Here is a 12,664-nt window from a genome sequence, read left to right as displayed (position 1 = left end):
GTCGATAAGGCTTATACTTTAAGCAGATATGACACTATAACTATATTATTCACAAATCATGTGTAAATTTATCGCCATGTCACAAACGGTTTACCATCAGAAAATAAATGACTGTATTCATTCAAAGACAACAAGCGAGAACTTTGATTTTTTAAGGTAATAGAGGTCACACCCGTATTAACCAAGCTTTTATTCAGCTGATAAGCGGTTTGACTGCCTTGCCGCAATAACTGTGCAGTTATTGCAGCGATGACACCACCTGAAGTGAATACGAGCACGGTACTGTCCTGATCTAAGCTCATACTTGCTACTTTTGTACGTACTTGTTCAAGCGCTTGCTGTGCACGGTTATTAAACTGTGGCCAACTTTCAAGATAGTCTTGATCATTGTCACCAGCATGCCAGCGCTGCATCGCTTGATCAAATAGCTCAGCCAGTCGGGTGGCTGGCGATTCTGCTTTGGCGACTTCAGCTGAGATGTCAGATCGATTACCAGATGCCTCTGCTGACTTAACAAACACGTCTTTATGATTAAACTCATCAAACTGCGGCAGAATATAACTATCAGGCTGATCAAAGTTGATTGCGGGCGCAGTAGCTGTGCCATTGCTATTATTGGCATGTACAGACGATTGGTAACGCTCCCAAAAATGACGTGCTGAGTCTTGCTGTCGAACCAACCTACCAGTAAATATGGCATCAATACGGCGCTGCGTAGCTGCATAGTGCTGACCTAACATTTGTGCCTGAACAGTGCCTAGTTCTGAGAGTTGATCATAGTTTTCTTGTCCAAAAGACGCTTGGCCATGACGTGCTAAAAGTATGGTTGTCATAAATTATTACCTTTTATCATATTTGCTAAAGTACGGTTTGCTGAATGCTTACGCTTCAGGAGAGTCAGGTGCTTTTGCAAAATAACCTTTTGGTAAAATACTTTTGACCACTTTTTGAACAGGGATTGGTAACTGCTCGATAGCAGCAGCATCTACGCCTATGTCTTCTAAATGCGGCTGAACATGCGCATTGAATAAGGCTTCGCCTTCATATTGCGCAATTAATTTGAGACATTTAGCATGCATGACATGTATAACGAGCCAAGCGTTTTTGAAAGCTGGATTGGTAGTTTGCTTATGATAATAACGGTAGTAGATTTGCTGAATAATGCCTGAGAGGCGGAACAAACCAAACACTTCATAGAAGGTCCAGTTATCTATCTCTAAACCTGACTGTTTCAGATAATATTCAACCACTTCATCACGCGTCATCATGCCTTCTAAATGTGTTGGCTGACGACGGAACTGCTGCATGATGATATTGTCATCTTCTTCAATCCAGTAAGCCAACGCACTACCCAAGTCCATCAATGGATCGCCAAGGGTTGCCATTTCCCAATCGAGCACGCCAATCACTTTGGTTGGCTCATCTGCATCAAGTATGACATTGTCAAAGCGCCAATCATTATGAATGATACAAGTTTTGCTATCAGCAGGCGTGTGCTTAGCAAGCCATTGTCTGACCAGTGCAAAGCTCGGTACGTTCGGCGTCTTTGCTTTGACATAACGTTTATCCCAACCACTAATCTGGCGTTCACAGTAACCTTCACCGCGGCCCAAATTGACCAAATCAGGATGCTCGGTATAGTCTATCTGATGTAACTCTACCAAAGCGTCTAATACATTGGTGCAAAGCAGACGCGTTTGCTCAGGATTTAGATCGATACCTTCTGGTAATTCTGCACGAGGGATAATACCTTCCATCCGCTCCATTACATAAAAATCAGCGCCGATAACAGCTTCATCCGTACATAGCGCAATCATCTCAGGTACATAAGGATAAGCATCTTTTAATGCTTTTTGAACGGTGTACTCACGCACCATGTCATGGGCAGATTTTGCTTTGGTTCCTTTTGGTGGACGACGTAATATGAGGTCTTGGTTTTTATCTTCACCTTCATACTGTAGTCGATACGTCCAGTTTGATGCGCCGCCTGAGAACTGAGTGACTGTAGGCTCGCCTACCACGTCGACACCTTGACCGCGAAGCCATTCACTGACTGCTTTGGCATCAAGCTCTTCACCCTCGCGTACGGCACCGCCTTTGTCTAGTACTTTATTATCAGTTGCCATGAGACATTCCTTATCATGTGGTCATTTATTTTTATAACAGATATGCGAACTAGTTCTCAATTCAATTTATCTCATTTTTTTCACTATTTTTGAAATGAGGACTCGCTCTAGTGATGAAAAATTCACTACTAAGTTGTTAATAGTGAATTTTCAATTAGCATTTTGATTGGCTTATTCTTGATAGTTGCGTGAGCAAATCGAAACTAACTCACAAAACCGTTTGTTAAGATCAAACTTAAGACTAAGCTTTGTCAGATTTAGCAGAACGACTAAAGCCCTGACGTTTTAGTTCTAGTTTGGCAATCATGGTTTTATGTACTTCATCTGGACCATCTGCTAAACGTAGTACACGTGCTTGCGCATAAAAGTTTGGTAACAAGGTATCTTGACATACGCCCATACCACCATGAATCTGAATCGCCATATCGACTACTTCTTGTAGCACAGTTGGCGCCACTACTTTAATAGCAGAGATTTCAGTCAATGCGGCTTTGGTGCCTTGAGCATCCATTTTTTGGGCGGCGTACAATGTGAGCAAGCGTGCTTGGTCGATTTTGATACGGGCCTCGCTGATACGCTCAAAGTTACCACCCAATTGTAGTAATGGCTTACCAAAGGCAGTACGCGACATACCACGCTTGACTGCTAATTCAAGAGATTTTTCGGCAGCGCCGATACAGCGCATGCAATGATGAATACGGCCTGGCCCTAGACGACCCTGTGCAATCTCAAAACCCTTACCAGGTCCACCAATAAAGTGGCTGACTGGCACACGCACATTCTCGAAGCTAATCTCACCATGGCCGTGCGGTGCATCATAATCACCAAACACTTTAAGCATACGTTTGATGTTCACACCTGGTGTGTTGACTGGCACAAGCACCATCGAATGCTGATGATGACGGTCTGCACTTTCATCCGCGGTATATGCCATCACAATCAAGACATCAACCGCTGGATCACCAAGACCAGATGACCACCACTTGCTACCATTAATGACAATCTCATCACCATCTACTACGGCTGTTGCTTGCATATTGGTTGCATCACTTGACGCGACATCAGGCTCAGTCATACAAAACACAGAGCGTGTCTTACCTTCTAGAATTGGGGTAAGCCACTTGTCTTGCTGCTCTTGAGTACCGTAGCGCCACAACAGCTCCATATTACCGCTATCAGGGGCATTACAGTTGAACACATGAGGTGCTAGCAAACTACGACCAGTCAATTCTGCGATAGGCGCATAATCAGTGACTGACAGTCCTGCACCTAGTGTGTCATCTGGCAGGAATAAATTCCACAAGCCTTCTTCACGTGCTTGCTTGCGCAGGTTTTCGTAGGCTTCTGGCCACTCCCAGTTTTCCCAATTACCATCAGGGTTTTTCTTATGACAATCTTCCCAGAATTGGGCTTCGATAGGCTCAATATTCGTTTCGATGAACGCTTTGACTTTGGCATGCATGGCTTGACCATGTTCTGTTGCGGTAAACATTAAATTGTCGTTAGACATAAATGACTTCCTTTTCTTTATTGATTGTCTAAATCAAATGTTGATAAAAAGCTCTACTAGAGCTTTAGTGCACGCACGTATACTGTTTTCCGTGTGCTACATTTATAACACAGCAATTGTCAATAAACAGCAAAAAGGCGCGACCAGCTAGGCTACGCCTTTTACAAAATGTAAACAATGTATCTAAAAAATTTTGAGCACTAAAACACCATCATTTAACTATCATAATGATAACTAACATTATTTCAGAATATTTAGGCGACTATTCAAATCAAAACGTGCAAGTGCATCAGGTAATTTATCTACAGCCATGCTCAGTGTCGCTTCTGCTGCCTGAGCCAGTCCTAACTTTTCTGCTAACGTCGGCTTCTGACGTGAATATAATGCGTACACTTCGTTGTCTTCCATACGTTCCAAAATATAGCTGTCTGAAGTCTGTAGACTATCAATTAAGTTAAGCTTTAACGCATCCTCGCCATACCAGTGCTCACCCGTAGCTGCTTTAGCAACATCAAGTGCTGGACGATAGGTATTAACGAAATGCTTAAATAGCTCATGCGTCTGCTCTAGCTCTTCTTGATATTTGGCACGGTCTTCGGCATCATTTTCACCAAATACAGTTACCGTACGCTTGTAGTCACCAGCGGTAAACATCTCATAATCGACGTCATGGTTTTTTAGCCATTTATGGAAATTTGGCAGCTGCGACACCACACCGATTGAACCAATAATAGCGAATGGTGCTGCTATCACCTTGTCTGCAACACAGGCCATCATATAGCCACCGCTCGCCGCCACTTTATCAACACAGACCGTCAATTTCAGACCAGCATCTTTTAAGCGAACCAATTGCGCTGCGGCCAAACCATAACCATGTACCAAACCGCCGCCTGATTCGAGACGGACGATAACTTCGTCACCTTTATTTGCAGTACTAATTAAAGTACTGATTTCTTCACGCAAGTGTTTGACCGCCGTTGCTTTGATATCACCGTCAAAATCAAGGACAAAAACTTGTGCCTTATCATCAGTATGTTTTTTCTTATTTTTAGTTTTTGCTTTTAGTGCTTGCTTGGCTTTTTTGGCCATGACTTTTTTGAACTGTTTGAGGGCAGCTTTGCCTTGGGTGGCTTCCATCAAATCTTCGCGGCGCTGCTTTTGAGCATCATTTAAGTGGCGTATTTTAAGCTCAACAGGGTTTTTAGGGGGATGAAATAGCATGGTTACAAATCCTCAAGTCAGTAAATATATTGATATGGCTGTTTTTATTAGCGTGCGGTTGATATGTGCACACTAAGCGGCGTTTTCAAGCATGATGACAATATTTAACCCAATATAAATAACGCAGAATAAATACCTCAGATACTTGCAGACTCCCGTTCTTTGATTGAACTCAGCCGGTTGTATAACAAAGGCAGATTAGGCATAATATGCGTTTATATCAAATTTTCTGCAGCCAACGTGATGACCATATGTCTTAATCGCGTTGTTTGTGTGTTTTTTTTGCAAATAGCTTGAAACGCACAACAATGGCTGCATTATTGTACTTCGAATTGGGCTGATAACTGGATAACCATATTATGACGCAAAGCACTATGACGCATAGCGAATACCGAGACGAGTATTGCGGAGCCGTAACCGAGAGCTTGCTTGAGCAAACCATTAGTATCGTAGGCTGGGTACATCGTCGTCGCGATCACGGTGGCGTAATTTTCTTAGACATGCGTGACCGCGCTGGTATCTTACAGGTCGTGGTCGACCCTGATACCCCAGAAGCTTTCGCAGCAGCAGATGCTGTACGTCCTGAATACGTACTAAAGATAACTGGCCGCGTACGTCGTCGTTATGAAGGTACTGAAAATAATAATATGACCAGTGGCCAGATTGAGCTATTGGGCAAAGAAATTGAAGTACTGGCTAAGTCTGAGACACCGCCATTCCCATTGAATGACGAAAAAACGACCGTATCTGAAGACCTGCGTCTGAAGTATCGTTATCTTGATATGCGTCGTCCGCAAATGCAAGAGCGTATGGTGTTCCGTGCCAAGGCGACTTCAGCGATTCGTCGTTATTTAGATGACCATGGTTTCTTGGATGTTGAGACGCCTATCTTGACTCGTGCAACGCCTGAAGGTGCGCGTGATTATCTTGTACCATCACGTACCCGTCCAGGTAATTTCTTTGCCCTGCCGCAGTCACCACAGCTATTTAAGCAATTATTGATGGTGTCAGGTTTTGACCGTTATTATCAAATTGCCAAATGCTTCCGTGATGAAGATTTACGTGCCGATCGTCAGCCTGAATTTACTCAGGTGGATATCGAGACGTCTTTCCTGAACGAAGAAGAAATCATGAACATCAACGAAGGTCTTATCAAGCATTTGTTTAAGACAATGATGGACGTTGAGTTTGAACAGTTCCCTCGCATGACTTACGCAGAAGCCATGCGTGACTATGCATCAGACAAGCCTGACTTACGTATTCCTCTAAAGTTGGTTGACGTTGCAGATTTGATGAAAGACGTCGATTTCAAAGTATTTGCTGGCCCTGCTAACGATCCTAAAGGTCGTGTCGCTGCCCTACGTATCCCTGGTGGCGCATCATTAAGCCGTAAGCAAATCGATGCTTATACCAAGTTTGTTGGTATTTATGGCGCACGCGGTTTGGCTTATATCAAAGTCAATGACGCTAGCAGCATCAACAACGGTGTGGATAAAGAGTCAGGCCTACAGTCTCCAATCATCAAAAACATGACTGATGACGTGCTTGTGAGCCTGATCGAGCGTACTGCTGCAGAAGATGGCGACATTATCTTCTTTGGTGCGGATAAAGCCAGTGTCGTGAATGATGCAATTGGTGCATTACGCCAAAAAATCGGTCTAGATCTTGAAATGACAACTTGTGAATGGGCACCACTTTGGGTAACTGACTTCCCAATGTTTGAAGAGACTGACGACGGTCGTTGGACGTCGATGCATCATCCGTTCACTAAGCCTAAAGGCTCAGTTGAAGAGTTGAAAAACAACCCAGAATCCGCCCTTTCTATCGCTTATGACATGGTATTGAACGGTACTGAGATTGGTGGTGGTAGCTTACGTATCAATACTTACGACATGCAGCAAGCTGTACTTGAAGCGTTGGGTATTGGTGAGCAAGAAGCTGAAGATAAATTTGGTTTCTTACTTGATGCCCTAAAATTCGGTGCACCACCGCATGGCGGCCTAGCATTTGGTTTGGATCGTTTGATTATGTTGATGGTAGGCGCAAGCTCTATCCGTGACGTTATCGCCTTCCCAAAAACCAAAACAGCTGATTGCCCATTAACTCAAGCACCTGCTGGCGTTGATAGCAAACAACTACGTGAGCTTGGTATCCGTGTGCGTGAAAAAGCACAGGCTGATACCAGCAAGCCTGCTGAATAAATCGTTTGATGATGCACGGTTGCTGTCTACAGTACTTGTTACATGATTCATTACCATGTGAGTGGTCATGAATCCGTATCATATTTTCAAAGTCGTGCCATTGTCTGTATTGCAGATGCTGGCACGTTTTGCCGCTTGGGTTATCATTAAGATACCCAGTTTAAGTATCATGCGTACCATTCATATTAATATGGCGTTGATTACAGACAAATTGTCTGAGCAGCAAAAACGAGCGCTGACTAAAGACATCATCTATCATCAATGTTTGACCAGTATTGAATCTATAAAAAGCTGGGCGATGCCACCTGAATGGAGTATCGCTCAGATTCGTGATATTCATAATAAAGACATTTTTTTAGAGGGTCTTGCCAATCCAAATGGCATGCTTGCTATCGTACCGCATCTCGGCACTTGGGAGATGATGAATGCTTGGCTCAACCAGTTTGGCGCGCCAACCATTATGTATAAGCCAGTTGACGGCAAATTCGCTAACGAGTTTATCCTTCAGGGTCGAGCGCGACTTAATGCCACTTTGGTACCTACTGATGGAAGCGGCGTTAAAGCCGTGTTTAAAACGCTCAAGCAAGGTGGTTTTAGTATTGTACTGCCCGACCACGTTCCAGAGCCATCAGGCGGCGTTGTCGTTCCATTCTTTGGTATCAAAACATTGACCAGTACCCTTGCCTCTAAACTGGCCAGCAAAACCAAATGTGCGCTGGTTGGCTTATCTTGTATTCGCCGTACCGATGGACGCGGCTTTGATATTTACTGCTACAAACTCGATGATCCAGCCTTGTATGACCGCAATGCTGAAGTGGCAACTCATGCTCTCAATCAGGCCATGGAGCGTATGATTACAGATAACTACAGTCATTATATGTGGGGCTATCGACGTTTTAAGCGTATACCAAACTTAGGCAACCCTTACCGAAAAGATAAAGAGACTTTAGCAGCCTTTATACAATCTCACCATTCTAGCGTTTCTAGTCGTTCTGATAGCGATATCAACGATAGCGTTAAAAATGACAACGTTAAAATCGACAACGTTAAAATCGACAATGTTAAAATCGACAATGTTAAAATCGACAATGTTAAAATCGATAGTACTGTTAAAAATGATAACACTAAGCTCGACAATCATTAGTCATCACCAACCTAGCGTTGCCTATTTAGACATACCATCAGTTTAGACGTACCATCAGTCACAGCTATGTTAATATTGGCTGAACTCTATATTTTTTTATTTTTATTAGTCCTTCATTTATCTGACTATTATCTCAATACGAGTGCATTATGACATCTGACGTAACTAAGACCTCATCTATAGGCCCTAAGCAAACCAGTACAAATGCTGCTGAACAGCGTTATATCATCTGTATGAAATGGGGCGACAAATATGGTCCTGAATATGTCAATCGTCTCTATAACATGGTTAGTCGACATCTAACCTTAGATTTTCAGATGGTTTGCTTGACCGATGACAGCACAGGTATTGACTCTGCGATTGCCTGTTATCCGATACCCGATATGGATTTGCCAGCAGGTCCTGAACGTGGTTGGAAAAAACTGACTACCTTTAAGCCTGAGCTGTATGATTTAAAAGGTGTGGCCTTATTTTTAGATATCGATATCGTCATTGTCGATAATATCGATGTATTTTTTACTTACCAAGCTGAGCATGAGGACAGTGTCGTCATCATCCGCGACTGGAAAAAACCTTGGCGCATGATTGGCAACAGCTCCGTCTACCGCTTTAATATTGGCATGAATACCTATACTGATTTGCTGTCCAATTTTGAGCGGAACTTTGAAACCATTCGCACCCAAGTACGTCACGAGCAGGCTTACCTCTCTAACTATTTGCGTGAGCATCACCACTTAGAGTATTGGGATAAGACATGGTGTGTCAGCTTTAAATACCAATGTATTGCGCCGATTCCTTTTAATTTTGTACGCACACCTACTCTGCCGGATGATGCCAAAATCGTTATTTTCCACGGTGAGATTAACCCGCCCGATGCAATTGCTGGTAGTGGCGGTAAATGGTATCGACATGTGAAGCCAAGCCCATGGTTAAAAGACCATTGGCAATAAATGCTTAGTAATTAACCATATTTAGACAATTTATAATTAGCGTAAAGGCAGTGTATTAAGATATAAGATAGGTGAAATAAACGACTGGAAAATAGTATGGCGCTATATTTGAGATTACCTGCTACCGCTGGGTTCAATATTGATAATGAGCTCATCATTATCAATGCTTTTAATGCCAATGAACCTGAACAAAGCCTGCATGGAAAAGATGTCAATATTATCGCTTCAGGTCCATCTATACAGCAGCTACCGTTAGCAGAGCTCCTAGATACGCCTACTATTTTTGTCAATGGCAGTATCAGCCTGATTGGGCAGCATCAGTTTACCGATATTGCTGGTTACGTCATCAGTGATGCGCGCTTTATCAATCATCAGCCTGAGATTTTACAGCAGTATTATACGGGTCAACCTCTATATGCAACGCTAGCTGTCTTTGAAGCGATGGCCACCACGCACCCTGATATTATGCAAACGTACCATCATGCCATGCGAGTGTTGTATCCCGTAGATAGGCCATGGGGAGTTAAGTCAAACAAGTTATCTTTTAATAAGCTTATCTTTAAGAAAAAATTACTCAATAAAAAAATGCCGCTATCGTACTTTATCAATAATCCAAACTTTATCATTGATAGCGATCATAAAGCGGCTGACATCGGCGTCTCTCTTAACATTACTCATGGATTTGTGGAAGCAGGAACCGTTGCTTATGTAGCGGCGCAGTTGGCGTTTTCGCGTCAAGCAGCGAGTATTCATCTGTACGGTATTGACCTGCTTAACAGTAAGCAACCACGGTTTTATGAAAATAAAAACAATAGTGCACCAAGTATGCTCAGCAAAGTCATGCACGAGCGCATTGTGCCCTCATTTAACTTGCTAGGCAGAATCTATCAATCGCATGGTGTACCCGTCGTCAACCACTCTCCTATCTCTAAATCGCTATTTGATACTTTCTAGTTAATGACTCGCCGTTAGTAACCTCTACTTGATGGCGTTTAATTAAGAACCACTACAAGTTATAAACCCTCATTTCTCTCTGAATCTAAAACAGAACCAAACGCTAAGTACTGTCTTGCAATATGTTCAGGAAGTAACTGCTGGTTTAGCGGAACGATATAATCTATAAGGTTATCTATGGCTTGATCGATGAGCATGGCCAATCCATCAATATCGCCTACCGCAATTAAGTTTTGCTCGGGTAATAACTCTCGTGGACCAAAAGGACAATCCGTACTGATTACTGGTACGCCCAGTGCTTGTGCCTCTACAATGACATAGCCAAAGCCTTCAAATTTAGAAGTAAGCACCATCAGTGCAGCTGTTCTAATTAATGGATAAGGGTTGGTCTGAAAGCCTAAAAACTTAATACAATCGCTAATATTTAGTTGGATAGCCAACTGTTTAATCTCTGCTTCAAGCCTACCTTTACCTATTAGTACTAATGGCAGCTTCCGTTCTGTTTTGGCATACGCCTGTAGCAAATCTCGATGACCTTTCATGCTATCAAAAGAGGCAACATGTACGATGTATTTTTTATCTACTAAGCTGAAATGTTCAAGATGGCTAGATGCTGCTGCTTTGGTATTTATAGCGATAGCATCACAAGGGTTATAGATTGTTGTGGTTTTGGTGATATCTCCTATAATATCAATCAAATCTTGGCGTGCACCCTTACTCACACAGCTACAAGGATGAGCGCCATAGACCATTTTCAAATGACTTATAGTCTGTACTGGCGTCTCTAATAATTGATTTTGGAACTGCTTAGATAGTGCTGTATGCAGTACATTTACGATATTTGGCAACTGACTATATGCCATCATCCAGTTTATCTTATAGATATTAGCCAGTATCAAATCTGGCCTCCCTATTTGGCTAAGCACGTAAGTATCAATACGTTTAGCGACTGATTCATAGGCTTGTGCTTGCGTAGATTCTGGGTCGAGATTCTGCTCAGAAAACACCTCATCATATGGCACGATATGATATTGAACACGAGCGTCTAGTAGCATATCTTGCGTCGCTTCCAAGCATAGGATATGAGTACGATAGCCCATATCTGCATAAGCGCTTGCCAAAGTCGTAACCATACGCTCAGCACCGCGACCTTCAAGCGCTTTTAAAATAAATAGAATAGTAGGTGGCATCAGTGTCTCAGCTTGATTTTTTAACGGTGTAGGCATGATAGGTTAGCCAAATGAATGCAACTATGGTCATAATTATTGCAGCATTCTGACTTTATATGCTAGTCTCACCTACCGCTGGTGCTCGGCATTTACTTAGTAAAGTACGAGCAGGATTTAACGGTATCTCTATAAAAATTATAATTAGTCTAACTATCTAAATCGATTAAACCTTGTTAATAATCGCATCAGCAAATATCATAGCTGATCTAATAACGCTACTAAAATAGATGTGTATCCGCAAAGAACAGGATCAGTTATGAAGCAGCCTAATGAAAATACATTAGACATCGTCATTGCTTGGGTAGATGGCGCAGACCCTATACTCAAGCAAAAGCGAGAACAGTATAAACCAACTAAAGAAGTGGCATCTGACGCAATAACTGACACGCGTTTCGCCAGTGACGATGAGATATATTATAATATTGCTTCTATCATCAAATATGTGCCTTTTTGTCGTCATATATATCTTGTCACAGATCAACAGAGGCCAGCTTTCATTAACGAGTTTGCCAAGCAAGGTATTTGCTCAGCAGATAAAATACGCATCGTTGATCATAAGGACATATTTTCGGATTATGAGCAATTTTTGCCTACGTTTAATACCCGATCGATTGAGTCGATGATATGGAATATTGAGGGGCTGTCTGATTACTTCATCTATATGAATGATGATTTCTTTTTTAACCAACCAGTAAAAATAGATGACTTTTTAGATGGTAAAAAGCTAAACATTCACGGCCACTGGCGTAAAAGTGCGGCATTAAATGCTAAGCTTAATTTCCGAAAATCGCGCTTTAAATTGTTTGGAACACCGATTCAACCAAGGCATACTATCGCCCAAATGCTAAGCGCCAAAATAATCGGTATGGATCAATTCTTTGAAATTCATCACTATCCTCATATCGTTGATAGGAACATACTGAAAGATTATTTGCTAAACCAGCCTCAGCTACTGACAGAGCAGATTAGATATAAATTTAGAGATGTGGCTCAGGTGAATCCGATAACCCTGATGAATCATCTAAAAATTCAAAAAGATGAAGCAAATCTAAAACCCGATACCTCTGTCAACTATCTAAAAAATGAAAATAGTGTCGATGACTTTATTACTGCTTTAAAAGATAAATCTATCAAGTACGGTTGTATCCAAAGCCTAGACCTTCTTGAGACAGATTCGCACAAGAAAATCAGCCAAGCTATGAAGCATAAATTTTTAGCGCATCTTCCCGCTTCTGTGACGGGAATACCAGTTAGCTGAGCTGACACGGTATCGTGATTTTTAGTCATATTTAGCATAAACCAATTTTGGATTAGATCCATCAAAGCGTA

9 protein-coding genes and 1 pseudogene are annotated in these 12,664 nt (G+C 42.1%); 5 read left to right on the top strand and 5 right to left on the bottom strand.

The window, feature by feature from the left end:
• Positions 1 to 68 precede the first annotated feature (68 nt).
• From ACIGBM_RS05920 to sohB, 4 genes are all read right to left on the bottom strand, one after another.
• A complete protein-coding gene (locus tag ACIGBM_RS05920; RefSeq protein WP_397477077.1) occupies positions 69 to 833 on the bottom strand; it encodes a histidine phosphatase family protein in 765 nt (254 codons plus the stop codon).
• Between the two features lie 48 nt (positions 834 to 881).
• The gene (locus ACIGBM_RS05915; protein WP_397477076.1) at positions 882 to 2,126 is read right to left on the bottom strand and encodes a phosphotransferase family protein; all 1,245 of its coding nucleotides are present in this window, start codon (positions 2,124 to 2,126) and stop codon (positions 882 to 884) included.
• Positions 2,127 to 2,367: 241 nt separating this feature from the next.
• Positions 2,368 to 3,618: an acyl-CoA dehydrogenase family protein gene (locus ACIGBM_RS05910; protein ID WP_227526716.1), complete on the bottom strand. Its 1,251-nt coding sequence runs from the start codon at positions 3,616 to 3,618 to the stop codon at positions 2,368 to 2,370.
• Positions 3,619 to 3,876: 258 nt separating this feature from the next.
• Positions 3,877 to 4,857, bottom strand: coding sequence for a protease SohB (gene sohB / locus ACIGBM_RS05905; RefSeq protein ID WP_397477075.1), 981 nt, complete (start codon positions 4,855 to 4,857; stop codon positions 3,877 to 3,879).
• Between the two features lie 374 nt (positions 4,858 to 5,231).
• On the opposite strand from sohB, the gene aspS reads away from it, so the two are divergent.
• The 4 genes and pseudogenes from aspS to ACIGBM_RS05885 all read left to right on the top strand — a co-directional run bounded on the left by aspS (position 5,232) and on the right by ACIGBM_RS05885 (position 10,106).
• Entirely contained in the window at positions 5,232 to 7,058 is a 1,827-nt protein-coding gene (gene aspS / locus ACIGBM_RS05900) for an aspartate--tRNA ligase (protein WP_101204567.1), read from the top strand.
• A gap of 67 nt (positions 7,059 to 7,125) precedes the next feature.
• Positions 7,126 to 8,007, top strand: a pseudogene (locus ACIGBM_RS05895) (lysophospholipid acyltransferase family protein); the annotation flags it as partial.
• A gap of 344 nt (positions 8,008 to 8,351) precedes the next feature.
• Entirely contained in the window at positions 8,352 to 9,152 is an 801-nt protein-coding gene (locus ACIGBM_RS05890) for a glycosyltransferase (protein WP_397477074.1), read from the top strand.
• A gap of 96 nt (positions 9,153 to 9,248) precedes the next feature.
• Positions 9,249 to 10,106: a hypothetical protein gene (locus ACIGBM_RS05885; RefSeq protein ID WP_397477073.1), complete on the top strand. Its 858-nt coding sequence runs from the start codon at positions 9,249 to 9,251 to the stop codon at positions 10,104 to 10,106.
• A 59-nt stretch (positions 10,107 to 10,165) separates the two neighbouring features.
• On the opposite strand, the gene ACIGBM_RS05880 is transcribed toward ACIGBM_RS05885, so the two are convergent.
• Entirely contained in the window at positions 10,166 to 11,332 is a 1,167-nt protein-coding gene (locus ACIGBM_RS05880) for a glycosyltransferase (RefSeq protein WP_397477072.1), read from the bottom strand.
• 259 nt (positions 11,333 to 11,591) lie between these two features.
• On the opposite strand from ACIGBM_RS05880, the gene ACIGBM_RS05875 reads away from it, so the two are divergent.
• Positions 11,592 to 12,593, top strand: coding sequence for a capsular polysaccharide biosynthesis protein (locus ACIGBM_RS05875; RefSeq protein WP_397477071.1), 1,002 nt, complete (start codon positions 11,592 to 11,594; stop codon positions 12,591 to 12,593).
• The last annotated feature ends 71 nt before the right edge of the window (positions 12,594 to 12,664 follow it).

This window comes from Psychrobacter sp. NPDC077938 (assembly GCF_044542635.1).
Lineage (GTDB): Bacteria > Pseudomonadota > Gammaproteobacteria > Pseudomonadales > Moraxellaceae > Psychrobacter.
The sequence above is the reverse complement of the archived record's forward strand: the minus strand, read 5'-3'. Positions and strand labels throughout refer to the sequence as shown.

What these genes read in the sequence shown, in the direction of transcription:
- ACIGBM_RS05875 (WP_397477071.1), top strand. Translation starts at nt 11,592, where the DNA reads ATGAAGCAGCCTAATGAAAATACATTAGACATCGTCATTGCTTGGGTA.
- ACIGBM_RS05880 (WP_397477072.1), bottom strand. Translation starts at nt 11,332, where the DNA reads ATGCCTACACCGTTAAAAAATCAAGCTGAGACACTGATGCCACCTACT.
- ACIGBM_RS05885 (WP_397477073.1), top strand. Translation starts at nt 9,249, where the DNA reads ATGGCGCTATATTTGAGATTACCTGCTACCGCTGGGTTCAATATTGAT.
- aspS (WP_101204567.1), top strand. Translation starts at nt 5,232, where the DNA reads ATGACGCATAGCGAATACCGAGACGAGTATTGCGGAGCCGTAACCGAG.
- ACIGBM_RS05915 (WP_397477076.1), bottom strand. Translation starts at nt 2,126, where the DNA reads ATGGCAACTGATAATAAAGTACTAGACAAAGGCGGTGCCGTACGCGAG.
- ACIGBM_RS05910 (WP_227526716.1), bottom strand. Translation starts at nt 3,618, where the DNA reads ATGTTTACCGCAACAGAACATGGTCAAGCCATGCATGCCAAAGTCAAA.
- ACIGBM_RS05920 (WP_397477077.1), bottom strand. Translation starts at nt 833, where the DNA reads ATGACAACCATACTTTTAGCACGTCATGGCCAAGCGTCTTTTGGACAA.
- sohB (WP_397477075.1), bottom strand. Translation starts at nt 4,857, where the DNA reads ATGCTATTTCATCCCCCTAAAAACCCTGTTGAGCTTAAAATACGCCAC.
- ACIGBM_RS05890 (WP_397477074.1), top strand. Translation starts at nt 8,352, where the DNA reads ATGACATCTGACGTAACTAAGACCTCATCTATAGGCCCTAAGCAAACC.